Here is a 26,825-nt window from a genome sequence, read left to right on the forward strand (position 1 = left end):
ACTATGTCATCAAACAAGAAATACTGGAAAAGTGTTGAAGAGCTAAACGAAAATAGCTCTATTGTTGAGGCGCTACAACAAAATGAGTTTGTGGAAGAGATTCCAACAGATGAGTTTTTAGGAGATAAAGAGTCTTTGGAGTCTTCGTCTACATCGCGTCGTGATTTCTTAAAATATGTTGGTTTTAGTACTGCTGCAGCTTCTTTAGCTGCTTGTGAAGGGCCAGTTATAAAGTCTATTCCGTATATAGTACAACCAACGGAAATTATTCCAGGCGTTGCTAATTATTATGCAACAACCATAGCAAATGGTTTTGATTTTACTAGTGTTTTAGTAAAAACGAGAGAAGGTCGTCCAATTAAAATTGAAAATAACACAGATGCAGCAACCAATGGTATGGCTAATGCACGTGTTAATGCATCGGTTTTAGGGTTGTACGATAACCTAAGAGTAAAGGCACCTATGAAAGGTGAGTCTACGATTTCTTGGGCGACGTTTATGTCAGAAACTTCTGCAACATTGAAAGGGTTAAATGGTAAGGCAATAGTATTGTTAACGCAGTCTATGCCAAGTCCTTCAACAAATAAATTAATTGCTGAGTTTAAGGCAAAATATACTAATGTAAAGCATGTCGCTTATGATGCTATATCAGAATCTGCAACATTAGACGCTTATCAAGCGAGATATGGAAAAAGAGGAATGGCTGATTATGATTTCTCTAAGGCAAGAACCATTGTTTCTATAGGAGCTGACTTTTTAGGTGACTGGCAAGGTGGAGGTTTTGAATCTGGTTATGCAACAAAACGTATTCCTGATCATGGTAAAATGTCAAGACATATTCAGTTTGAATCTAATATGTCATTAACGGGAGCCAATGCAGATAAGCGAATTCCGTTAACACCTAGTGAGCAAAAATTAGTTTTAGCTAAATTATATAGTGAAGTAACCGGAAATTCTGCAGTAGGTGTTAAGCTTTCTGAAGGATTAAATTCTGCTGTAAAAGCCGCAGCGAAAGAAATAAAATTAGCTGGTAGAAATGCTGTAGTTGTTACAGGTATACAGGATGTTAATGCGCAAACAACGGTGTTAGAGATAAATGCTTACTTAAGAAGTGTTGCGTTTAAACCTGGTACAACTATAAATACACGTCAAGGTAGTGATAAGGCGGTGACGAAGTTAATTGCTGATATGAAAGCTGGAAATGTTGGTGCTATTATTATGAATGGTGTTAATCCAGTTTATACATTGCCTAATGCTACGGAGTTTAAGGATGGTTTGGCAAAAACTAAATTGTCGGTAGCGTTCTCAATGAAACAAGATGAAACATCATCATTGTGTCAGTATATTGCTGCTGCACCTCATAACTTAGAATCTTGGGGTGATTTTGAATTAAAGACAGGGCATTATTCAATGATGCAACCAACCATAAGACCTTTGTTCAATACGAAACAGTTTCAAGAAGTTTTAATGAGTTGGACTGATGTTAGTGGGTCTTACAGAGATTATTTAAAATCAGTTTGGACAAAAAGCATTTTAAATGGAGCGTCTTTTAACAAGGCAGTTCAAGATGGTGTTTTTGTAACGCATTTAAATGGTAGTGGTTCAAATGGAACAGCGTCTGTAGAAACGACAACGTCTACTAAGCTAAAGGATAAAAAGGATAGAACGTTCTTAGGTGGTGTGATACACGATGTCGCTGTAGGTGTTGGTATTAAGGATGAAGATAAAGATGAATATGTTACTACTACAACGTCTAAAACAGTTAGTAATGCGAGTGGTACAGATGTAAGTTCTGTGTTAGCTGTAGGTGCTGCTGTTAAAGCCTTGGCAAATACCAAAGTATCTGGCGGTTTAGAATTGTCACTTTATACTAAAACTGGTATGGGTGATGGTCAACAAGCTAATAATCCTTGGTTGCAGGAGTTTCCTGATCCAATTACAAGAACCACATGGGATAATTATTTAACAATTTCTCAAGCGGATGCAGATAATCTAAAATTAAAAAATTGGAATGTTGCTAACGGTGGTTTAAATGGAAGTTATGCTAAAGTTTCGGTGAATGGAGCAGAAGCAGTGACAGTTCCAGTATTAATACAACCAGGACAAGCAAAAGGTTCTGTTGGAATGTCTTTTGGTTTTGGAAGAACGTCTAAGGCATTAAAAGAAGAAATGAAAACTGGTGTTAATGCTTACCCATTATACCAAAATTTTAATACAATACAATCTGTTACTATTGAAAAGGCTGCAGGAGAACATGAGTTTGCTTGTGTGCAGTTGCATAATACATTAATGGGTCGTGGTGATATTATCAAAGAAACAACTTTAGAAGTATTTAATACTAAAGATAAGAAATATTGGAATGCAGTTCCGGAAGTTTCGCTGAATCATATTGCAACACCTGTAACATCTCCTGATGTTGATTTATGGGATGAGTTTGATCGTTCAGTAGGTCATCACTTTAACTTATCAATTGACTTAAACGCTTGTACAGGTTGTGGAGCATGTGTAATTGCTTGTCATGCAGAAAACAATGTTCCAGTAGTAGGAAAATCAGAAATGAGACGTAGTAGAGATATGCATTGGTTGCGTATTGATAGATATTATTCTCATCAAGATACTTTTGAAGCGGATGATGCTAAGAAAGATGGATTTAATGGTTTATTTGGTGATACAGGATCTTTAGGTGGATTCGGTGAGATGGAAAGTCCTGCGGATAATCCACAAGTAGCTTTTCAACCAGTAATGTGTCAGCATTGTAACCATGCACCATGTGAAACAGTTTGTCCAGTAGCGGCAACAGCTCATGGTCGTCAAGGTCAAAACCATATGGCTTATAACCGTTGTGTAGGTACAAGATATTGTGCCAATAACTGTCCTTATAAGGTACGTCGTTTTAATTGGTTCTTATATAATAAGAATGACGAGTTTGACTATTTCATGAATGATGATTTAGGACGTATGGTATTAAATCCAGATGTTACAGTTCGTTCTCGAGGAGTTATGGAAAAATGTTCAATGTGTATTCAAAAAACACAAAAGACCATTTTAGATGCGAAACGAGATGGACGTCTAGTTAAAGATGGAGAATTCCAAACAGCTTGTTCAGCAGCATGTGGAAATGGCGCTATGATTTTTGGAGATGTCAATGATAAAGACAGTAAAATTGCAGCATTAAAAGAAGATGATCGTATGTATCACTTGTTAGAACACGTAGGCACAAAACCTAATGTGATCTATCAAACAAAAGTGAGAAATACATCAAAAGCATAATAAAATAAAAAGTGAGTAAGTTGAGAGTTGTATGTAAGCAACCTTCAATGTTCAAACAAATCAACATTTAAACAATAAAGAATGGCGTCTCATTACGAAGCACCTATTAGAAGACCTTTAGTAACTGGAGAAAAATCGTATCACGATGTTACAATTGATGTAGCAAGACCAGTAGAAGGCAAAGCCAACAGAGCATGGTGGATTGTTTTCAGTATTGCTTTGGTAGCATTCCTTTGGGGAATAGGTTGTATTATTTATACAGTATCTACTGGTATTGGAGTTTGGGGTCTTAATAAGACCGTAAACTGGGCTTGGGATATTACTAACTTCGTTTGGTGGGTTGGTATTGGTCATGCAGGTACATTGATTTCTGCAGTATTATTATTATTCCGTCAAAAATGGAGAATGGCGATTAACCGTTCAGCGGAAGCCATGACAATATTTTCGGTTGTCCAAGCAGGTTTATTCCCAATTATTCACATGGGTCGTCCATGGTTAGCGTATTGGGTATTACCAATTCCGAATCAATTTGGTTCCTTATGGGTAAACTTTAACTCACCATTACTTTGGGACGTATTCGCAATTTCTACGTATTTGTCTGTGTCATTAGTATTCTGGTGGACAGGTTTATTACCAGATTTTGCAATGTTAAGAGATAGAGCTGTAAGACCATTCCAAAAGAAAATTTACGCCTTAGTAAGTTTCGGTTGGTCTGGTAGAGCAAAAGATTGGCAGCGTTTTGAAGAAGTATCTTTAGTACTTGCTGGTTTAGCTACACCATTAGTACTTTCAGTACACACTATTGTATCTTTTGATTTCGCAACTTCGGTGATTCCAGGTTGGCATACTACGATTTTCCCACCTTACTTCGTGGCAGGAGCTATTTTCTCTGGATTTGCTATGGTAAATACTTTGCTTATCATTATGAGAAAAGTATGTAACCTAGAAGATTATATTACTGTACAGCACATTGAATTAATGAATATTGTAATTATGCTTACAGGATCTATTGTTGGTGTGGCATATATTACGGAGCTATTTATAGCATGGTATTCTGGTGTAGAATATGAACAATATGCTTTTTTAAATAGAGCAACAGGACCTTATGCATGGGCATATTGGGCTATGATGTCTTGTAACGTATTCTCTCCACAATTTATGTGGTTTAAGAGACTAAGAACAAGTATAATGTTCTCTTTCTTTATATCTATTGTGGTAAATATAGGTATGTGGTTTGAGCGTTTTGTAATTATCGTAACATCTTTACATAGAGATTATTTACCATCATCTTGGTCAATGTTCTCTCCAACATTTGTGGATATCGGAATATTTATCGGAACTATTGGTTTCTTCTTTGTATTGTTTTTATTGTACTCGCGTACATTCCCAGTTATTGCACAGGCAGAGGTGAAAACAATATTGAAATCTTCTGGAGAACGTTACAAAAACATAAGAGAGCGTGGTGATAGTTTAGTAGGAACAGGTTCAGATGCAAGAACATCGAATCCAGTAGCTTTTAAATCTACAGCGGCAATTACAACTGAAGAACCAGTAGCATTACCTAGTAGTAATGATGAAAAGCTCAATAGTTTATTTGAAGGTATCGGGAAATTTGATGCGGCTACACAGACTGCAGATGATTTAAAAACTATAAACGGAATTGGTCCTAAGATGGAAGAGGTTCTAAATAGTATTGGTATTTATACTTTCCTTCAGGTAAGTAAAATGACGAAAAAAGAATATGATTTGCTAGATTCAATTACAGGTTCGTTCCCAGGAAGAGCAGAACGTGACGATTGGTCTGGTCAAGCTAAAAATTTATTAAACAACTAATATAGTCTATGGAAGCTTCGAAAGTAATTCATGCTATTTATACCGATGATGATGTATTAATGTCAGCCGTTAAAAAGGTGAAGGCAGAAAAACATCACATTGAAGAAATATATACTCCTTTTCCGGTTCATGGACTAGATAAGGCGATGGGATTAGCACCTACACGTTTGGCGATTACAGCATTTTTATATGGTTGTGTTGGTATAACGGTTGCTGTTACAATGATGAATTTTATAATGATTGAAGACTGGCCACAAGATATAGGTGGAAAACCAAGTTTTAGTTATTTAGAAAATATGCCTGCATTTGTACCAATTATGTTTGAGCTTACTGTATTTTTTGCAGCACACTTAATGGTCATTACCTTTTATTTAAGAAGTAGAATGTGGCCATTTAAAAAAGCAGAGAATCCAGATCCTAGAACTACAGATGACCATTTTTTAATGGAAATTGCAGTACATGATAATGAAGAATCATTGACTAACTTGTTGAAAGAGACAGGAGCAGTTGAGATAAATATTGTTGACAACGATGAAGATGCACATTAATATGAAGACATCCTTAAAATTTAGCGCAGTATTAGTCCTTTTGGTAGGTCTTGTATCTTGCCAAAAGACTTCTAGTCGAAATTATCAATACATGCCAAATATGTATGAGTCTGTGGGTTATGAAACCTATCAAGAATCGGATGCATTTGGTAATGGAGTAGAGGCGCAATTACCTGCAGAAGGTTCAATTCCAAGAGGCGATTTTATGCCTTTTGAAATAGAAAACACTAACGAAGGTTTTGCATTTGCTAAGGCGAATCTTAAAAACCCATTAGATTCACTTCAAGTTGACTATGCAGAAGGGAAGGTGTTATACGAAATTTACTGTGGTATTTGTCATGGAAATAAAGGTGATGGTAAAGGGAAATTGGTGCAACGTGAAAAAATATTAGGTGTTCCTAGTTATGCAGATGTCGGTAGAGCAATAACTACAGGAAGTATTTATCATACTTTATATTATGGTAAAAATACTATGGGTTCTTACGCGAATCAATTAAACGAACAAGAACGTTGGCAAGTAGTAGCTTATGTTGAAAAGCTAAAAGCTGATTTAGAAAAATAAGATTTAGATAAAGATTATATAAATGGAATATAAAATTTCAAATCGATTAAGAATAGGTGCTATTGTTTTAATAGTCTTAGGATTATTTGGCGTAAGTTATGGTTTTATGGATGCACATAGTGTAACTGAAGAAAACATAACTGAATTTTTAGCTAATGAAGACCATCATGGTGCTTCTCATGCTGAAGAAGGACATTCTGATGCGCATGCTGAGGCAAAAGCACATATGGAAGACGGTCATGGTGCTGCCGATGCACATGGTGCTGAACATGTAAATGAAGATCATGGCATGAGTCATGAAGAGCACGTGTTACATCAAATACATAATAGACCTTGGTCGGCTTTATATGTAGCCGCATTCTTTTTCTTTATGATTGCATTAGGTGTATTAGCATTTTACGCTATACAATATGCGGCTCAAGCAGGCTGGTCTCCAGTTTTGTTTAGGGTAATGGAAGGTATCACATCATATGTTTTACCAGGAGGTATTGTTGTTATTTTAATAGCTTTTTTCGCTGGCGATCATATATTTATTTGGATGAATCCAGAGGTTACGGATCCTAATAGTGTACATTATGATGCTCTAATTGATGGTAAATCGGGTTGGTTAAATAAAACGTGGTTTATTGTAAGAGCTGTATTGTTCTTGGCAGGATGGTCAGTTTACCGTTATTTTTCAAGAAAATTTTCTGTGGCTCAAGACCAAGCAGAAAGTAATGATAAACGTTATTTTAAAAAGAACTTCAGAATTTCTGCGGCATTCTTAGTATTCTATATTTATACAGAGTCAATGATGTCTTGGGATTGGATAATGAGTGTCGATCCACACTGGTTCAGTACTTTGTTTGGTTGGTATGTTTTCGCAAGTATGTTTGTAAGTGGTATTACGGTAATTGCGTTAATTACAATATACTTAAAGTCTAAAGGTCTCTTAGAATTTGTAAATGATAGTCATATACATGATTTAGCAAAATTCATGTTCGGTATTAGTGTATTCTGGACGTATTTATGGTTTTCACAATTTATGCTAATTTGGTATTCTAATATCCCAGAAGAAGTGACTTATTTTATTACAAGAATTGAAGATTATAATTTACCATTTTTTGGTATGTTAGTTCTTAATTTTATTTTCCCGTTATTATTATTAATGAATAGTGATTATAAGCGTATTCCTTGGTTTGTAGTGATGGCTGGAGTTGTAATATTATGTGGACACTACATAGATATTTTCAATATGATTATGCCTGCAACTGTAGGTGATAGATGGTTTATTGGAATTCCAGAAATTGGATCAATTTTATTATTTGGAGGACTATTCCTTTTGGTTGTATTTACAGCACTTGGGAAGTATCCATTATTAGCAAAAGGAAATCCTTTTATTAAGGAAAGTGAACATTTCCATTATTAATTTTAAATTAGAACAGAAACGATAATGACTGCTTTATTAACGATTATAATTGTACTCTTTGTTGCTGTTGCCTTATGGCAAATGGTAAAGATTTTTGATTTGGCTCAAGTTGGCACCACGAATGCTCAAGTTGCTAATGACCATGATAATAAAATCAATGGCTATTTAATGATAGGATTTTTAATCTTTATCTATGTAATAACAATTCTTAGTTTTTGGTATTTAGGAGATTTACCATTGATGTCTAACGCAGCATCTGTACATGGTGTAGAGGTAGATAACCTTATGATAATCTCAATGGTTGTAATATTTATTGTACAAATTTTAACGCAATTTATATTACATTACTTCGCTTATAAGTATCGAGGAGAAAAAGGTAAAAAAGCCTTGTTCTATGCAGATAACTCAACCTTAGAATTTATATGGACTATTATACCTGTGATTGTTTTGGCAGGTTTAATTATCTATGGATTATTTACTTGGAATGATATCATGACTATTGATGAGGATGAAGATCCTATGGTTATTGAATTATATGCACAACAATTTAGCTGGAAAGCGCGCTACAGTGGCGGAGATAATGTATTAGGTAAAGCTAATGTAAGATTAATTGATATTGATCGTGCTAACGTTTTAGGTGTTGATGAAGACGATCCTAATGCAAAAGATGATATCATAGTAACAGAATTACACTTGCCTGTAGATAAGCCAGTGGTTTTTAAGATGCGTTCTCAAGATGTTTTACACTCTGCTTATATGCCTCATTTTAGAGCTCAGATGAATTGTGTACCTGGAATGGTAACTCAATTTGCGTTTACACCTACAATTACAACTGAAGATATGAGACAAAGTCCTGATATGGTTGAAAAGGTGAAAAACATTAATGCCTTAAGATTAGATCGAAAAGCTGAAATTGAAGAAGCAGGTCAAGATTTAGTTTACGAGTTTGACTACCTTTTATTATGTAATAAAATATGTGGTAAGTCACACTATAATATGCAAATGAAGATTATTGTTGAAACACAAGAAGAATTTGATGCATGGTTGAAAGAACAGAAAACCTTTCCAAATTCATTAAATTAATACAATTTTTTTAAGAAAAGATAATTAGAGATTATGTCAGCAACTATAGATACACACGGTCACGAAGAAGATCACGACGTACATCATCATAAAGAAACATTTATAACTAAATATATATTTAGCATTGATCATAAAATGATTGCTAAGCAGTATTTAATTACTGGTACTATAATGGGTGTTATAGGTGTACTTATGTCTATAATGTTCCGTATGCAAATTGCATGGCCAGAAGAGCCTAATCTACTTTTTGAAGCAGTATTAGGAAAATGGGCACCAGGAGGTGTAATGGATGCAGATATTTATTTAGCATTAGTGACCATACACGGAACAATAATGGTATTCTTTGTATTAACGGCTGGTTTAAGTGGTACGTTTAGTAACTTATTAATTCCGTTACAAATTGGAGCTAGAGATATGGCCTCAGGATTCCTTAATATGGTATCTTATTGGTTATTCTTTTTATCGAGTGTTATCATGGTTATTTCATTGTTTGTTGAAGCTGGTCCAGCTGCAGCAGGATGGACAATTTACCCGCCATTATCTGCATTGCCAATGGCATCAGGTGGTTCAGGATTAGGAATGACACTATGGTTAGTTTCAATGGCAATTTTCATAGCATCCTCTTTATTAGGTTCATTAAATTATATCGTAACGGTTGTTAATTTAAGAACAAAAGGTATGTCAATGACAAGATTACCATTAACAATTTGGGCATTCTTTGTAACAGCAGTAATTGGTGTAATTTCGTTTCCAGTATTATTATCCGCAGCTTTATTATTAATAATGGATAGAAGTTTTGGAACGTCATTCTTCTTATCAGATATTTTTATTCAAGGTGAAGTACTTCACTATCAAGGTGGATCGCCAGTATTATTTGAGCACTTATTTTGGTTCTTAGGTCACCCAGAAGTATATATTGTCATATTACCTGCAATGGGATTAGTGTCCGAAATTATGGCATCTAATTCACGTAAGCCAATTTTTGGTTATAGAGCGATGATTGCTTCAATCTTAGCAATTGCATTCTTGTCTACGATTGTTTGGGGTCACCATATGTTTATTTCAGGTATGAATCCTTTCTTAGGATCTGTATTTACATTTACAACATTATTGATTGCAATACCTTCTGCTGTAAAAGCTTTTAACTGGATAACAACCATATGGAAAGGTAATCTGCAAATGAATCCGGCTATGTTATTTTCTATTGGTTTTGTATCTACATTTATTACAGGTGGATTAACTGGTATAATATTAGGAGATTCAGCATTAGATATTAACGTACATGACACCTATTTTGTAATTGCGCACTTCCACTTAGTAATGGGTATATCTGCACTTTATGGAATGTTTGCAGGTATCTATCATTGGTATCCTAAGATGTTTGGACGTATGTTAAATAAAAATTTAGGGTATTTACATTTCTGGATTACTGCGATTTGTGCTTATGGTGTTTTCTTCCCAATGCACTTTATAGGAATGGCAGGTTTACCAAGACGTTATTATACAAACTCTAACTTCCCATTATTTGATGATTTAGCCAATGCAAATGTGATCATTACAATTTTTGCGATCATTGGAGGTGTGGCTCAGTTAGTATATTTATACAATTTCTTTGCTAGTATGTTCTTTGGTAAAAAAGCAGAGCAAAACCCTTGGAAGTCTACAACTTTAGAATGGACTACACCAGTAGAACATATTCATGGGAACTGGCCAGGAGCTATTCCTCATGTTTACCGTTGGTCATATGATTATAGTAAGCCAGGACATGATGTAGATTTTGTACCTCAAAATGTGCCTTTAAAAGATGGTGAAGAGGAGTTACAACATTAATTTTCTCTAATAAGAGTTTCACAATATCAAAGCCTTTCTGTTTTCAGAAAGGCTTTTTCGTTATATTTGTTTTAACTATGTTGTCAGTCTGAATGCGTTTCAGATGCTTTATAATAATTAAATAAGATTTCAACTTTCGAGGGAACTAAAGATGAACGAAAACCTAAACCCAAATAACGATAACTATACGCCTGAAGAATTAGATGTCGAAAAAAAATTAAGACCGTTATCTTTTGAAGATTTTACTGGTCAAGATCAGGTTTTAGAAAATTTATTGGTTTTTGTTCAAGCTGCAAACCTTAGAGGAGAAGCCTTAGATCACACATTGTTTCATGGACCTCCAGGTTTGGGTAAAACCACTTTAGCGCATATTTTATCTAATGAGCTTAATGTTGGTATAAAAGTAACCTCTGGTCCTGTTTTGGATAAGCCTGGTGACTTAGCAGGTCTTTTAACGAATTTAGACGATCGTGATGTCTTGTTTATAGATGAAATACATCGTCTAAGTCCTATAGTAGAAGAATATCTCTACTCTGCAATGGAAGATTATAAGATTGATATAATGATAGAGTCTGGCCCTAATGCTAGAACCGTTCAAATCAATTTAAATCCATTTACCCTAGTTGGTGCGACTACAAGATCTGGTTTGCTTACGGCGCCAATGCGCGCACGTTTTGGTATTAGTAGTCGTTTACAGTATTACAAAACGGAACTATTAACTACGATTGTTCAGCGTAGTGCTTCAATTTTAAATATGCCAATTACCATGGAAGCGGCTATAGAAATCGCTGGTAGAAGTAGAGGAACGCCTCGTATAGCGAATGCGTTATTAAGACGTGTTAGAGATTTTGCACAAATAAAAGGTAATGGTAAAATAGATATTGAGATAGCCAAGTTTGCATTGAAGGCGCTAAATGTAGATGCTTATGGTTTAGATGAAATGGATAACAAAATTTTAACTACCATTATTGATAAATTTAAAGGTGGTCCAGTAGGCATTAGTACTATTGCTACAGCGGTTGGTGAAAGTACAGAAACCATTGAAGAGGTCTATGAACCGTTTTTAATTCAACAAGGCTTTATAATGAGAACACCTCGTGGACGTGAAGTAACAGAACAAGCGTACAAACATTTAGGAAAAATTAAAGGACCAACGCAAGGAGGTTTGTTTTAAAATTAAACCTCAATTTGAATAAAGAACAAAATATACCATCGGTTTCATTACGTAAATTCTTAAAGCATTCTTTAGAAATCTTAAAGAATCCTTTACCGTTTCATCATCAAAACTTTGTAGAACAAGGTGATGTGTTTCGATTAAAAATAGGATTTAGCAGTAGTGTTATCTTTATTCGTGATGCGTCTTTAGCAGAATATGTCCTTCAAAAAAACCAGAAGAATTATACAAAATCAAAAATCCAAACAGAAGATTTAGTCAAGTATGTTGGTAAAGGATTACTAACCTCTGAAGGTGATCATTGGAAAAAACAACGAAAACTCATTCAACCTGCTTTTCATAAAAAACAATTATCAAATTTATTAGATAATATAAAAGAAGCCATTCAAACGGAATATAAAAGAATTACACCTGATACTGTAATTGATATTTTTCCTATTCTCAATGATTTGGCCTTTCAAACGGTTGTAAAGTCTTTATTTAGTATTGCTGTAAATCAACAAGATATTTCAGATCTTCAAAACATAACTGAGCAAACGCAAAACATGTTGGTTAAAGAATTGCGTCAACCGTACTTAGGTTGGTGGTTTAGTTTAAGTGGAGAAATTAAAAAGCATACAGATCTTACTAATAAATCTAGGGCTATTTTAAAACGTATTGTAAATGAGAGACGTGTATCTCAAACAAAAGAGCACGACTTGTTGGATATGCTTTTAGAGGCCAAGTACGACGATGGATCTCCTATGGCAGAACAACAACTAATAGACGAAATTTTAATCTTGTTTGCAGCAGGCCATGAAACTACGTCGAACGCACTCACTTTTGCAACACAATTATTGGCATTGCATCCTGAGTGGCAAGACAAAATTTATAACGAACGTAAAACAATAGAAGATGAATCTGATGACTTAATGGATGTAGTGACCAAGTCGAAAATTTGTCAGCAAGTTATTGAAGAGGCTATGCGATTGTATCCGCCAGCTTACTTTATAGACCGTGTAAACAAAGCACCAGATGCATTTAATGATATGGAATTTGAAGCAGGATCTAATTTGTTATTTTCGGTGTACGAGATGCATCGTAACCCAAAACTATGGGAACAGCCAGATGCATTTTTACCAGAACGATTTAGCGAAGGAAGCCGAAAGTTTTCATCACAATATTTTCCGTTTGGTGCAGGACCACGGAAATGCATCGGAAACAATTTTGCCATGTTTGAGATGGTTATTGCCATTTCAGAATTAGTGTATAACTATAAAATTATTCCAGATTTTGAAACCATAGAAATAACCCCTTTAATAACATTAAAACCAAAAAACGCTTTTTTAAAATTTGAAGCGCGTGTGTAATGCATAATAATACCACCAAATACACTGCATTAATTAAATCCGAAGCCAAGCGTCTCGGATTTTTGTCTTGTGGTATCAGCAAAGCTGGTTTTTTAGAAGAAGAAGCGCCAAGGTTAGAACGATGGTTACATAAAAATAACAATGGCGAAATGCGCTACATGGAAAACCACTTTGATAAGCGTTTAGATCCAACTCTGCTGGTAGAAGGTTCTAAAAGTGTGGTGTCTTTATTATTAAACTATTATCCTTCAGAGCTTCAAACAGAGGATTCTTATAAGTTATCTAAATACGCCTATGGCAACGATTATCATCATGTCATAAAACATAAACTTAAATCCCTGTTGTATTTTATTCAAGATGAAATAGGAGAGGTTGGCGGTCGCGCATTTGTAGATTCTGCACCTGTTTTAGATAAAGCTTGGGCTGCTAAATCTGGTTTGGGTTGGATTGGTAAACACTCTAATCTATTAACACAACAAGTCGGTTCGTTTTATTTTATTGCCGAATTAATAATTGATTTAGAACTAGACTATGATACACCAGTTACGGATCATTGCGGAACCTGTACGGCCTGTATTGATGCTTGCCCAACGGAAGCCATTACAGAACCTTATGTGGTAGATGGTAGTAAATGCATTTCATACTTTACTATAGAACTAAAAGAAAATATTCCAACAGAATTTAAAGGTCAATTTAACGATTGGATGTTTGGCTGTGATATTTGCCAAGACGTTTGCCCTTGGAATAGATTTTCTAAATCGCATAACGAACCTTTATTTAATCCACATCCTGAGTTATTAGATATGACTAAAAAAGATTGGGAGGAAATCACAGAAGATACGTTTAAAAAAGTATTTCAGAAATCTGCAGTGAAACGCACTAAGTTTTCTGGTTTAGAAAGGAATATTAAGTTTTTAAAATAATTTCTATCGAAAGCTAAACCCAAAAGATAATTTTAATGCAAGGTTATCATTAGAATTATTTAAATGATGATAACCGTAACGATAAAAAGCACCAAACCCTAGTCCTAAATAACCTATATTTAAATAAGGGATTTTTAAGATATTTTGAAGTTCTAAACCTGTTTCTAAAAACAACTCTTCCTTTGTTGAGAAATCTATGAACTGATGATCAGAAGCTGCTTTTAAGCTACCAATCCCAATATTGTTGTGCAATAATACATCTGGTTGAAAATAGCCCTTGTTGTTAAATAATCTACCAAAATTATGTGTTGTAAATAAATGTGCATATCTATCTGACAAGAATTCATAAGGCTTTACAGTTTGAAAATAATTCTCAACGATAAATGGTAGTTTTTTATCAAAAGTGCCTTCTCCTGTAAACAATAAACCAAATGGAAGAGTGCTATCTATATAACCCAAATCTAATTTATAAGTGGTTTCGCCAATGCCTTTAATTATAAAACTATCATCAAGTGTAAATTTTACTTTGTTATAATTAAAATCTCCATCTAAGGCGCCATTTAACCCTCTTGAATACATTAAATTTAAAATTGGTGCATTACTTGGTAGACGAGTTATAATGCCAAAATTATTGATTAATTTTTCATTGACATGGTAACTAATACCAATATTAACTTCAGTGTTATTGTAGTTAGTAATTGATATATTATTCTGGTTAAAAGTATAATCATAGAGCGGTTTAATTTCTGCTGTATTGAAGCCAATAAACCAGTTAATGTTTCTTAACAATTTCATGTCAGTTCTAAAACTAATGCTTTCTACAGCATCCATTTCACGAGCAATCCAATTGCGAGGATTAAATGGGTTTTCAATTTCATTACCAGAGAACGTACCAACTTCTCTAATTGTATTTTTATAGTCTAAAGCTATAGAAATATCTTTTTTTCCTGGGACATCAAATGCAACAGATCCACCATATTTCCATTCTTTATCTTTAATTCCGTAGCCAGCAAAGGCACCGAAAGAAATATTTTCAAGAATATTATCGTTGGTATAGACACCCAATCCTAGTCTTGTGTCTTCATGTTTATTAGCTCTAAAAATGTTGAGTAAATCAATATCTATATACTTTAAGGGGAAGCGTCCTTTTTGTAACTTTTGAGGTAAAGCCAACACCTTGTCTAAATTTACTTTGTCTCCAATGCTATCAATAAATACATAGGTTTTTAATTCCTTTTTATCTAATATTCCTTTTCTATATTCATCCCAATATTTAGAATTCTTATTACCAACATTTTTAGATAATGTAAGAGAAACTAAAGGGAAATCTTTTTTAGATAATGGCGCATTTGGTTTAATTTCTGACAAGTAACTTTTACCTATGTATTTAAAACTACCAAACCCTTCGCCAATAACAATTTCAAAATTTAGTTGTTCTGGGAACCAATAATTCCCGTCGATATAACTATACTTTTGTTGTAGTTTAAACTCAACTTTACCGGAATTTACGGTTCTAGCATCTACACTTTCTAAAGCATACTTGTTGGAGTTGATATAGAGTAAACCCTCTAATCCATCGAAATTTCGATTGGCTTTAGGTTCAAAAGAAATTACAAAAATGGTATCTTTATTTTTTATAAATTCTTCCTTTAGACGAAACTTATATTTTTTGGTGCTTCCTTTAGAAATAGGATTGAGATAATTTATTTCAAACAAATTAAGATGTTCTTTATAAAAAGAAAAGGGTTGTAAGCTGTTCGCTAATAAAGCAAAATTAGGGTTTTTAAAACCAGATGTTCTGGTCGCAATAATGCTGTCTTCGGTAAATCTTGGATTTAAATATTTGTGCTTGGCTATTGTTTCAGTAATAAATAGATAAGAATCTTTAAATGCAGATTGTATCGTCTTTAATGTATCACTTTGTGGCTTGGTGCCATCCATGTCAGCATAAATTTTGTCGTAAGATGTATATGTGAACAAACTTAAATTTTCAGGATTATTTAGCGCTTTATTCGCAACCGCATTTTTAATAATTCTATGAGCAGGATTTTCGTTATCTATAAATACTTCGTCTAATTGACTAACTTTTGAAGTCAGTTCTATCAATTCAGAAGTTAATTGCTCCACAATAACAACTTTGGTCTCATAACCAACATAACTTACCGTTATCGTTTTAAGATGGGAAGGAATGTAAAAAATGCCATCAATATCTGAAGATGTTCCTTTAAAATCCGTTTTACTAAAAAGAATGTTAGCAAAAGGAATGACTTCTTGTGTAACACTATCAATAAGTTTAAATTTCTTTAAAGTTTGAGCGCTTGTTGTTATGCTCACAAAAAAGACGAATAAAATTAATAACTTTTGCATTTATTGAATTTGGAATAGGCCTAGAAAATTAAACAATTTTTATAAGTTTTGACCATTACAGGCGACTTTCATTTACTTATATTTGTAGCTTAATTCTTTTTGATTATGAGCAAACAAAGCAAACGCATAGAAGCTTTAGTATACCATGCTAAACCAACTCCTGGAAAGATAAAAGTAGTACCTACAAAAAAGTATGCATCACAGCGCGATTTATCCTTAGCCTATTCACCAGGTGTAGCAGAACCTTGTTTAGAAATTGAAAAAGACGTTAACAATGTTTATAAATATACCGCTAAAGGAAATTTAGTTGCTGTGATTTCTAATGGAACTGCTGTTTTAGGATTAGGAAACATTGGACCTGAAGCCTCTAAACCCGTAATGGAAGGAAAAGGTTTGCTCTTTAAAATCTTTGCAGATATTGATGTGTTTGATATTGAAGTAGACACAGAAGATGTTGATGCGTTTATAGAAACGGTAAAAAATATTGCACCAACTTTCGGAGGCATTAATCTTGAGGATATTAAAGCACCTGAAGCGTTTGAAATAGAACGTCGATTAAAGGAAGAATTAGACATTCCTGTAATGCACGATGATCAGCATGGAACAGCCATTATTTCGGCAGCAGCCTTAATAAATGCATTAGAGATTGCCGAAAAGAAAATTGAAGATGTAAAGATAGTAGTGAGTGGTGCTGGTGCCGCAGCTATTTCATGTACAAGATTGTACCAAGCTTGTGGTGCGCGTCGTGAGAATATTGTAATGCTAGATAGTAAAGGTGTAATTAGAGATGACAGAGACCATCTTACATCTCAAAAAGCGGAGTTTGCGACACATCGTAAAATAGATACCTTAAGTGAGGCGATGGAAAATGCTGATGTGTTTATTGGTTTATCGCAACCAGATATTGTAACACCAGAGATGTTAATTTCTATGTCTGCTAATCCAGTAGTATTTGCAATGGCAAATCCTGTACCTGAGATCAATTACCAGTTAGCCATAGATACTAGAGAAGATATTATTATGGCAACCGGTCGTAGTGATCATCCTAACCAAGTGAATAATGTGCTTGGCTTTCCATTTATTTTTAGAGGAGCACTCGATGTAAGAGCTACAAAAATAAACGAAGAAATGAAGATGGCAGCTGTAAAAGCGTTATCTAAATTGGCTAAAGAAGCAGTGCCAGAACAAGTGAATATTGCGTATGCAGAAACACGCTTAACGTTTGGTAAAGATTATATAATTCCAAAACCGTTTGATCCACGCTTAATAGCCGAAGTTCCACCAGCAGTAGCAAAAGCAGCTATGGAAAGTGGTGTAGCACAAGAGCCTATTGAAGATTGGGATCGTTATAAAAATGCTTTGTTAGAGCGATTAGGTTCTGATAATAAATTGGTAAGAATGCTTTTAAGTAGGGCAAAAACTAACCCAAAAAGAGTCGTTTTTGCAGAAGCAGATCAATTAGATGTGCTTAAGGCTGCTCAAATTTCTCATGACGAAGGTGTGGCATTTCCAATTCTATTAGGTCGAAAAGATACGATTCTAGAATTAATGAAGGAGATTGAATTTGACGCTGATGTAGAAATAATAGACCCTAAATCTGATGAAGAATTAGAACGAAAAAATAGATATGCAAAGGCTTATTGGGTAAAACGAAAAAGGCAAGGCGTAACGCTTTATTCTGCAGAAAAGAAAATGCGAGAGCGTAATTATTACGCTGCCATGATGGTAAATGAAGGCGATGCAGATGCTGTTATCACAGGATATTCTCGTAATTATCCTTCCGTAGTAAAACCAATGTTGGAGTTAATTGGTATGGCAGAAGGCGTATCTAGAGTAGCAACGACAAACGTTATGATGACCCAACGTGGACCAATGTTTTTAAGTGATACCTCTATAAATATTGATCCTAATGCTAAAGATTTAGCTAAAATAGCTAGAATGACATCTAGAGTAGCTAAAATGTTCGGAATAGAACCTGTAACAGCAATGATATCTTATTCTAACTTTGGGTCTTCAGAAAATCCTAGAGCAGAAAAAGTAAAAGAAGCCGTAACTTATTTACACAAAGCCTATCCTGAAATGATTGTGGATGGAGAACTACAAACCGATTTTGCACTAAATCCAAAATTATTGCAAGATATTTTCCCTTTTTCAAAGTTAGCAGGTCGTAAAGTGAATACCCTTGTGTTTCCAAATTTAGATTCTGCAAATATTACCTATAAACTATTGAAAGAGTTGAATAAAGCAGAATCCATTGGGCCAATAATGATGGGTATGGCAAAACCAGTACATATTTTGCAGTTGGGAGCCAGTGTAGATGAAATTGTAAACATGACTGCAATTTCTGTAATTGATGCACAAGAACGAGAGAGAAAGCAACAGATGCCGTAATTGTCTTAGTGTTTATCTTATCATGTAAATGCAAATAATTTTATTACATTTGGTTTTTTAACTTTTCGTTATAAATGATCACACATATAGAGGGCAAACTTGTAGAAAAAAATCCAACAGATGTTGTAATAGACTGTAACGGTGTTGGATATTTTATCAATATATCTTTTCATACATTTTCTCAAATACCAGATAAAGAACATTTAAGGCTGTATACACATCTCCAAGTCAGGGAAGATGCACATAGTCTCTATGGCTTTTCCTCAAAAACGGAACGTGAAATTTTTAAATTATTAATTTCTGTGAGTGGTATAGGTGCCAATACAGCACGTACTATGTTATCTTCGTTAACTCCAGATCAGGTTAAAGATGGTATTGCTAGTGGTGATGTATCTTTAATTCAAAGTGTAAAGGGTATTGGATTAAAAACTGCCCAACGTGTTATCATAGATTTAAAGGATAAAGTGTTAAAAGTTTATGGAATAGATGAACTTTCTTTACAAACAAACAATACAGACAAAGATGAAGCGTTATCAGCTTTAGAAGTTTTAGGATTTAATAAAAAGCAGTCCGAAAAAGTTGTCGATAAAATTTTACAAGCCCAACCAGATGCCCTTGTAGAGCAAATTATAAAAGAAGCTCTAAAAAACTTATAATGCAATTAAACAGAATTAATAGTAATCATTCAATTCCCTATAGGATTTATTGTGTTTTAGCATTTGTTATGCTAATGAGCCATTCATTGGTTGCTCAAGATACGGAACAAGATAGTACAGTAACGACGTTTTCTTTTGGTAAATTGAATATGCCAAATCCAGGAAGCATTGTTTCTAAATATGAATATGACCCTATTTTAGACCGTTATATATATACAGAGAAAATAGGATCTTTTAATATAAATTATCCGTTAATATTAACGCCAGAAGAATATCAGAAACTTGTTTTAGAAGAAAAATTAAAGGCGTATTATAAAAAAATGGCAGATGCCAAAGCCGGACAAAAAGAAGGTTCTGAAGAGGATCAGAAAAATTTATTGCCCGAATTTTATGTCAATTCTGGCTTGTTCGAATCAATTTTTGGAGGTAATACAATCAACGTAATTCCTCAAGGTTCTGTAGAAGTAGATTTGGGAGTACTCTTCTCAAAACAAGACAATCCATCATTTTCACCTCGAAATAGAACTAATTTTACGTTTGACTTTGATCAGAGGATAAGTCTAAGTTTATTGGGTAAAGTAGGAACTAGACTTCAGGTTACTGCCAATTATGATACAGAAGCGACTTTCGATTTTCAACAAGTTGTAAAACTAGAATATACGCCAACTGAAGATGATATTATAAGAAAAATTGAAGTTGGAAATGTAAACATGCCATTAAACAGTTCACTAATAACAGGTGCGCAAAGTTTATTTGGTGTAAAAACAGAATTACAATTCGGAAAAACAAGAGTAACTGCTGTATTTTCAGAACAACAATCACAAGCTAAATCTGTTACAGCTGAAGGTGGAGGAACAGTAGAAGAATTTGAGTTTTTTGCACGAGATTATGATGAAAACAGACACTTCTTTCTTGCGCAGTATTTTCAAGAAAATTATGATAAAGCATTATTACAATATCCTTTTATAGATAATCAAGGGCTTCAAATTACACGAGTAGAACTTTGGGTTACTAATCGAAATAATCAAACCGACAATGTAAGAAATATTGTTGCTTTTCAAGATTTGGGAGAGTCGTCTGCAGACCATATTGGTTTAGACCCAATTCCGGCTGGTTTTGTGAATTTTCCAGGTGCCAAACCAAATAATAAAAATAATGATTTTGATCCTACAAGTATAGGTGTTGGTGGCTCACTATTAACAGAAGCTGTTAGAAATATTACCTCAGTAGAAAACGGCATTAATGTGGCTGTTAATGAAGGGTTTGATTACGGAAAATTAGAATCTGCAAGAAAATTAACAGAAGGTCAAGAATATGTTTTAAATGCAGACTTAGGATATGTGTCGTTAAATCAGCGTTTACTTAATGATGAAGTTTTGGCAGTAGCATTCCAATATACAATAGGCGGCGAAGTTTTTCAAGTTGGTGAATTTGCTAATGATGGTGTAGAAGCAACAACCGTAGATGATTCATCAGGAAGTCAAGTTGTAAATAATCAAAGTTTAGTCTTAAAAATGTTGAAAAGTGCAGTCACTGCTGTAGATCAACCTATTTGGGATTTAATGATGAAAAACATTTATGATACAGGCGCTTTTCAACTAAGTCAAGAAGATTTTAAATTAAATATATTTTATACTGAAGCCTCTGCACTTAACTATATAAATCCGGTTGAAGGCACTGTATTTCCTCCATTTGATAATAATACGCCTTACACAGGTGACGATTCTGAAATAAACCAAACGCCATTAATAAGGCTTTTTCATTTAGACCGACTTAACTATAATAATGACCCTCAAGAACAAGGAGATGGTTTCTTTGATTACGTAGAAGGACAAACGGTTTTATCTCAAAACGGAAAGATAATATTTACAAAAACAGAGCCTTTTGGACGATATCTCTTTGATGTGTTAGATGATGACGGTAACCCAAATAATAACGAGACAGATTACGAAGATGTAACAGATACGCAAAGTGGTTATAATGATAATCAAAAAAAATACGTTTACGATATTCTTTATAAGTCTACCAAAACGGCTGCACTAGATGAAGCTGAGAAGAATAAATTTCAAATTAAAGGACGTTATACAAGTAGTGGTGGAGATTCTGGTATTCCCATAGGTGCTTTTAATGTACCTAGAGGTTCGGTGACTGTTACGGCAGGAGGACGTGTTTTGGTTGAAGGAGTTGACTATACAGTAAATTATCAATTAGGACGAGTAGAAATTTTAGATGAAGCGTTAAAAGCTTCTAATACGCCAATCAATGTGTCTGTTGAAAATAATGCTGTTTTTGGCCAACAAACAAAACGTTTCACAGGTATAAATATAGAGCATCAATTTGACGAAAATTTTGTGTTAGGTGCAACCTTATTAAACTTAAATGAACGCCCAATTACGCAAAAGGCCAACTATAATTCAGAGCCAATTAATAACACCATTTTTGGGTTTAATGGAAATTATTCTACAGAAGTTCCGTTTTTAACCAGATTAGCTAATAAGTTACCCAATATAGATACAGATGTACCTAGTAATCTATCTGTAAGAGGTGAATTTGCATACTTATTGCCAGGCGCACCAAATGGTACAGATTTTAATGGAGAAGCAACGGCTTATATTGATGATTTTGAAGGTACACAAGGCTCAATTGATTTATTAAGCCCATTATCTTGGTCATTATCTAGTAGGCCTGTAGGTTTAGGAAGATCGTATCCTGGCTTTGATAGTGAAGATAAACAAGGTATTCAAAATGGATATGACAGAGCACATTTAAACTGGTATACTATAGATCCTATTTTCTTTAGTAATCAACGTCCTGATGGTATGACAGATGATGATGTGTCTGATGTGTATACAAGACGTGTATTTATAGATGAAATTTTTCCTTTACAAGATATTGTTCAAGGGCAAACCTCTGTAATTAACACGCTAGATTTAGCGTACTATCCTACAGAAAGAGGACCTTATAATTTTGATGAAGATGCCTCAGATAATGTATTAGATACACCAAGTGATAGTTGGGCAGGAATCACTAGGCAAATTACATCAACAGATTTTGAACAGGCCAATGTAGAGTATATTGAATTTTGGATACAAGATCCATTTTTAGATAATACAACCAGTACAGGAGGTAAGTTGTTTATTAATCTTGGAAATATTTCGGAAGATGTATTAAAAGATGGTAAAAAACAATATGAAAATGGTTTGCCAGAAGATGGTGATGTTTCCGGCTTAATTTTGCAAAATCCAATAACAGAAGAAAACCCTTTTGTAGTACCTCAAAACCAATCATTGATTTACACTTTTGCAACGACAGGAACAGAAAGAACAAACCAAGATGTTGGATTTGATGGCTATGATGATGTAGAAGAGGGCGAAATGTTAGCCACTATTTATGGTCAAAATAATTTTGGTGAAGATCCTGCTAATGATAATTATTCGTATTATTTAAATGAAGAAGGTGACATTTTTGAGCGTTATAAAAAATATAATGGTTTACAAGGAAATACGCCAGATACGTTTACGGATACCAATAGAGGCTCTACAACGCAACCAGATGTAGAAGATATAAACAGAGATAACACAATGAATACCATTGATAGTTATTTTGAGTACGAAATTGAATTAACACCAGCCAGTTTAGCAGATCCTAATAATCCCTTTATCAATGATATCAAAACACCTGCGCCAAATGGCTCAATTACGTTACCAAATGGTGATGTAAGATCAGATGTAAAGTGGTATCAGTTTAGAATTCCTATTAACGAAGAAACACGACGTATTGGAGGAATTACAGATATTAGATCTGTGCGTTTTGCACGTTTGTATCTTACCGATTTTTCAGAGAAAACCGTACTGCGTTTCGCTACTTTAGATTTAGTTAGAAGTGATTGGAGGCGTTACACCTTGGATTTAGATAATGACGATACTAACAACAGTACAGATCCAGAGTTTAACGTTGGTATTGTAGGTATACAAGAAAATAATGGTAATTACGAAACGCCTCCAGGTGTTGTAAGAGAGGAGTTAAATAACAATAATACTATAATAAGACAAAACGAACAATCTCTTGTATTACAAGCGTGTGAGTTAGAGCCTACAGATTCAAAAGGTGTGTATAAAAATATTAGTATAGATATGCGTCAGTATGAACGCTTACGTATGTTTTTGCACGCAGAGGCGCAAGAAGGTCAGGTTTTAGAAGCAGGAGAAATGACTGCTTTTATTAGAATGGGTAATGATTTAACGGAGAACTTTTATCAAGTTGAAGTGCCTTTACTTCCATCAGATTTAGCAGATGGTACAGGAGCCGAGCAAATTTGGCCAGATGAGAATGAAATTAATATTTCGCTTGAAGCTTTTCAGCAAATAAAATCAAAAGGTATTTTTGACCAAACACTATCTAATGAAGATCCAACTTTTTATGATGTTATCGATGGTGTAGTAAGCGAGCAATCGGTAGATGAATTCTCGGCCTTAGCTATAGGTGAGCAAAGAATAGCTATAAAAGGAAATCCTAACTTTGGTGATATTAGAGTTTTAATGGTTGGTGTTAAAAACAGCAATACAGAAGCTACCATGGAAAATGTTTGTGGTGAGGTATGGTTTAATGAATTAAGAATGTCTGGCTTAGAAAATGAAGGCGGATGGGCAGCAGTGGTAAGCATGGATACCAACCTTGCAGATTTTGCAGACGTCAGTGCAACTGGAAAAAGAAGTACCATTGGGTTTGGAGGTATAGAACAAGGACCAAATGAGCGCAGCTTAGAAGATGTACAGCAATACGATGTTGTAACAAATGTGCAATTAGGACAGTTATTGCCTGAAAAATGGGGTGTTCAAATACCGTTTAATTACGCACAAAGTGAGGAATTAGTAACACCTAAATTTGATCAATATTACAATGATCTTACCTTAGAATCTCGTATAGATGCTGCAGAAACTAGTGCAGAAGAAGATCTCATTAGAGAGCAATCAGAAGATTATACAAAACGTAAGAGTATTAATTTTATAGGTGTAAGAAAACAAAAAACAGGAGAAGGTGACAAGCACTTTTATGATGTAGAAAACCTTACTTTTAATTACTCTTATAATAAAGTAGAGCATCGTGATTTTGAAATAGAAAATTCTTTAGATCAAACAGTAAGAGCTGGTGCAAATTATAACTATGCCTTTGAGCCATTAAAGGTGGAACCATTTAAAAAGAATGATTCGCTCTTTAACGGAAAGTATTGGAAAATATTAAAGGATTTTAATCTTAATTTATTGCCATCGAGCTTCTCCGTAAATACAGATATAAATAGACAGTTTAGTAAACAAAAATTTAGAGAAGTAGAATTAGGAGGCAACAATATTGGTATTGAAGAATTGTTTAGACGAAATTATACCTTCGATTTTCAGTATGCCATTAACTACAATCTAACAGATGCTTTAAGTTTAAATTTTTCTGCTTCAAACACTAATATTGTTAGAAATTATTTTATCGATGATCGTATTAGTGGTTTACAAGATCCGGAATTAAATGTTTGGGATGGTTTTTTCGATTTTGGAGATCCAAATTACCAAACACAACAACTTCAGATTAATTATGAACTGCCGTTACATAAAATTCCTATTTTAAGTTTTTTAAGAGCTACTTATTCTTATAATGGTGCATTTCAATGGCAAAAAGGATCTGATCTAAACGAAGGCCTAGAGGTTGAAGATCCAGACAATCCAGGTGTGTATAATACGTATAATTTAGGGCATTCCATAGAGAACTCAAATACCCATAGTATTAACTCTACGCTCAACATGGAGACCTTATATAAAAGTATTGGGTTAGTAAGAAAAGGAAAGAAAAGAAGTAATAAAGGACGCACAAGGATAACAAGTACAAGAAGCCGATCTGTAACACCTAATCAATCCGAAGACGTAGCAGAGAAGACTAAAGATCCTAACAAACTAAGTGTGGGAGAAAAGGCTTATAATACAGTTGTAGATGTAGTGACCATGGTGAAACGAGTACAGTTAGGTTATACAGAAAATAATGGAACCTTTCTTCCTGGATATTTACAAACACCTGGTTTTGTTGGGACGTTAAAGCCAACTGTTGGCTATACCTTTGGTAGTCAAAGAGATGTTAGAGATTTGGCAGCAAGAAATGGTTGGTTAACCGTATTTCCAGATTTTAACCAACAATATACAGAGGTAAAAAACACATCGTTGGTGTATTCTGCCAATTTAGAACCAATGCGAGATTTAAAAATAGATCTTACAGGAAATAGAACATTTGCAGAAAATTTTTCAGAGAATTTTATCGTTGAAGATTATCTCGATGCCAATGGAAATATCGTAGATGTAGAAAACGGTGAATTAGGTGATGGTATTAATGATTATAGATCATTGACACCAAATACGTTTGGGAACTTTAATATTTCAACGGCATTAATAAAAACAGCTTTTAACACTAGTGACGAAAATCAATCACAAACGTTTAATGATTTTAGAGCCAACAGATTAGTTATTGCGAATCGTTTAGCAAAAGAGTTTTATGGAGATACACCATACGCTACAGATGCAGAAGGTTATCCAGAAGGGTTTGGTAAAAATAGTCAGCGCGTGTTGTTACCTGCATTTTTATCAGCGTATCAAGGAACCAATCCAGATAAAGTAAGTACAAATGCTTTTAGAGATATTCCAATACCAAACTGGACATTAAAATATACAGGCTTAATGAAAATTCCATGGTTTAAAAAGACCTTTAGACGATTTTCAATTCAGCATGGATACAGATCGAGCTACACGATAAATCAATTTAGAACTAATTTAGATTTAGATACAGATGATCTCGTGCCAGGTTTGGCATATGGTGATCAGTTAGATGATGTTAAGGATGCTGCAGGTAATTATAAAAATGAAACGCTCTATAGTAATATTAATTTAGAAGAGCAGTTTAGTCCGTTAGTTCGTTTAGATTTTGAGATGAAAAATTCAATTAAAGTCTTAGCAGAAGTAAAAACCGATAGGGTGTTGTCATTAAGTTTTGATAATAATTTATTGACAGAAATTCAAGGTAAAGAATATACACTTGGTTTAGGATATCGTATTAAAGATTTAAGAATTCGATCGCAGCTTGCAGGTCCAAAACAGATTGTAGTTAGTGATTTAAATATGCGTGCAGATATCTCAGTTAGAGATAATAAAACGATAATAAGGTATTTAGATTTAGAAAATAATCAAGTCACTGCAGGTCAGACGATTTGGGGTTTAAAGTATACGGCAGATTATGCTTTTAGTAAAAACTTAACCGCTATTTTCTACTTTGATTATACATTTTCGGATTTTGCCATATCAACATCCTTTCCGCAAACCTCATTAAGATCAGGTATAACGTTACGTTATAATTTTGGAAATTAAGTTTGAATTGAAACTATTAAAAAATTACATTTGTTAC

Annotated in this window: 14 protein-coding genes; 13 read left to right on the forward strand and 1 reads right to left on the reverse strand. The window is 34.2% G+C overall.

Annotation, left to right across the window (positions count from 1 at the left end):
- Positions 1–3: 3 nt before the first annotated feature.
- From HNV08_RS02795 to queG, 10 genes are all read left to right on the forward strand, one after another.
- Entirely contained in the window at positions 4–3,270 is a 3,267-nt protein-coding gene (locus HNV08_RS02795) for a TAT-variant-translocated molybdopterin oxidoreductase (protein WP_173279578.1), read from the forward strand.
- 81 nt (positions 3,271–3,351) lie between these two features.
- Positions 3,352–5,103, forward strand: a complete 1,752-nt coding sequence (gene nrfD / locus HNV08_RS02800) for an NrfD/PsrC family molybdoenzyme membrane anchor subunit (RefSeq protein ID WP_173279579.1) — start codon at positions 3,352–3,354, stop codon at positions 5,101–5,103.
- An 8-nt stretch (positions 5,104–5,111) separates the two neighbouring features.
- Positions 5,112–5,651 (forward strand): DUF3341 domain-containing protein, encoded by a 540-nt coding sequence (locus tag HNV08_RS02805; protein WP_173279580.1) that lies wholly within the window; start codon positions 5,112–5,114, stop codon positions 5,649–5,651.
- 1 nt (position 5,652) lies between these two features.
- Complete coding sequence (locus HNV08_RS02810; RefSeq protein WP_173279581.1) at positions 5,653–6,213, forward strand: c-type cytochrome; 561 nt, start codon at positions 5,653–5,655, stop codon at positions 6,211–6,213.
- 22 nt (positions 6,214–6,235) lie between these two features.
- Entirely contained in the window at positions 6,236–7,621 is a 1,386-nt protein-coding gene (locus tag HNV08_RS02815; protein ID WP_173279582.1) for a quinol:cytochrome C oxidoreductase, read from the forward strand.
- A 24-nt stretch (positions 7,622–7,645) separates the two neighbouring features.
- Positions 7,646–8,704, forward strand: coding sequence for a cytochrome c oxidase subunit II (locus tag HNV08_RS02820; RefSeq protein WP_173279583.1), 1,059 nt, complete (start codon positions 7,646–7,648; stop codon positions 8,702–8,704).
- A 33-nt stretch (positions 8,705–8,737) separates the two neighbouring features.
- On the forward strand, positions 8,738–10,534 hold the full coding sequence (locus HNV08_RS02825) for a cytochrome c oxidase subunit I (protein WP_173279584.1): 1,797 nt from the start codon (positions 8,738–8,740) through the stop codon (positions 10,532–10,534).
- 151 nt (positions 10,535–10,685) lie between these two features.
- Positions 10,686–11,708 carry a Holliday junction branch migration DNA helicase RuvB gene (ruvB, locus tag HNV08_RS02830; RefSeq protein WP_173279585.1) on the forward strand — a complete coding sequence of 341 codons (1,023 nt, stop codon included), beginning with the start codon at positions 10,686–10,688 and terminating at the stop codon, positions 11,706–11,708.
- 14 nt (positions 11,709–11,722) lie between these two features.
- A complete protein-coding gene (locus tag HNV08_RS02835) occupies positions 11,723–13,057 on the forward strand; it encodes a cytochrome P450 (RefSeq protein ID WP_173279586.1) in 1,335 nt (444 codons plus the stop codon).
- Positions 13,057–13,980, forward strand: a complete 924-nt coding sequence (gene queG, locus HNV08_RS02840; protein ID WP_173279587.1) for a tRNA epoxyqueuosine(34) reductase QueG — start codon at positions 13,057–13,059, stop codon at positions 13,978–13,980. The genes HNV08_RS02835 and queG overlap by 1 nt, the downstream gene beginning before the upstream one ends.
- A 3-nt stretch (positions 13,981–13,983) precedes the next feature.
- On the opposite strand, the gene HNV08_RS02845 is transcribed toward queG, so the two are convergent.
- Entirely contained in the window at positions 13,984–16,347 is a 2,364-nt protein-coding gene (locus HNV08_RS02845) for a DUF5686 family protein (RefSeq protein WP_173279588.1), read from the reverse strand.
- 105 nt (positions 16,348–16,452) lie between these two features.
- On the opposite strand from HNV08_RS02845, the gene HNV08_RS02850 reads away from it, so the two are divergent.
- The 3 genes from HNV08_RS02850 (at position 16,453) to sov (ending at position 26,788) form a co-directional block, all read left to right on the forward strand.
- On the forward strand, positions 16,453–18,738 hold the full coding sequence (locus HNV08_RS02850) for an NADP-dependent malic enzyme (protein WP_173279589.1): 2,286 nt from the start codon (positions 16,453–16,455) through the stop codon (positions 18,736–18,738).
- 74 nt (positions 18,739–18,812) lie between these two features.
- Positions 18,813–19,394, forward strand: coding sequence for a Holliday junction branch migration protein RuvA (gene ruvA, locus HNV08_RS02855; RefSeq protein ID WP_173279590.1), 582 nt, complete (start codon positions 18,813–18,815; stop codon positions 19,392–19,394).
- Positions 19,394–26,788 carry a T9SS outer membrane translocon Sov/SprA gene (gene sov / locus HNV08_RS02860; protein ID WP_173279591.1) on the forward strand — a complete coding sequence of 2,465 codons (7,395 nt, stop codon included), beginning with the start codon at positions 19,394–19,396 and terminating at the stop codon, positions 26,786–26,788. Before ruvA ends, sov begins: the two co-directional genes overlap by 1 nt.
- Positions 26,789–26,825: the final 37 nt, after the last annotated feature.

The sequence above is a fragment of the Winogradskyella eckloniae genome, from assembly GCF_013249045.1.
Classification (GTDB): domain Bacteria; phylum Bacteroidota; class Bacteroidia; order Flavobacteriales; family Flavobacteriaceae; genus Winogradskyella; species Winogradskyella eckloniae.

Excerpts from the sequence above, each read along its gene's own strand:
- HNV08_RS02850 (WP_173279589.1), top strand. The coding sequence starts at position 16,453 with ATGAGCAAACAAAGCAAACGCATAGAAGCTTTAGTATACCATGCTAAA.
- HNV08_RS02820 (WP_173279583.1), top strand. The coding sequence starts at position 7,646 with ATGACTGCTTTATTAACGATTATAATTGTACTCTTTGTTGCTGTTGCC.
- HNV08_RS02815 (WP_173279582.1), top strand. The coding sequence starts at position 6,236 with ATGGAATATAAAATTTCAAATCGATTAAGAATAGGTGCTATTGTTTTA.
- queG (WP_173279587.1), top strand. The coding sequence starts at position 13,057 with ATGCATAATAATACCACCAAATACACTGCATTAATTAAATCCGAAGCC.
- ruvB (WP_173279585.1), top strand. The coding sequence starts at position 10,686 with ATGAACGAAAACCTAAACCCAAATAACGATAACTATACGCCTGAAGAA.
- HNV08_RS02825 (WP_173279584.1), top strand. The coding sequence starts at position 8,738 with ATGTCAGCAACTATAGATACACACGGTCACGAAGAAGATCACGACGTA.
- HNV08_RS02845 (WP_173279588.1), bottom strand. The coding sequence starts at position 16,347 with ATGCAAAAGTTATTAATTTTATTCGTCTTTTTTGTGAGCATAACAACA.
- HNV08_RS02810 (WP_173279581.1), top strand. The coding sequence starts at position 5,653 with ATGAAGACATCCTTAAAATTTAGCGCAGTATTAGTCCTTTTGGTAGGT.
- HNV08_RS02805 (WP_173279580.1), top strand. The coding sequence starts at position 5,112 with ATGGAAGCTTCGAAAGTAATTCATGCTATTTATACCGATGATGATGTA.
- sov (WP_173279591.1), top strand. The coding sequence starts at position 19,394 with ATGCAATTAAACAGAATTAATAGTAATCATTCAATTCCCTATAGGATT.
- ruvA (WP_173279590.1), top strand. The coding sequence starts at position 18,813 with ATGATCACACATATAGAGGGCAAACTTGTAGAAAAAAATCCAACAGAT.
- nrfD (WP_173279579.1), top strand. The coding sequence starts at position 3,352 with ATGGCGTCTCATTACGAAGCACCTATTAGAAGACCTTTAGTAACTGGA.
- HNV08_RS02795 (WP_173279578.1), top strand. The coding sequence starts at position 4 with ATGTCATCAAACAAGAAATACTGGAAAAGTGTTGAAGAGCTAAACGAA.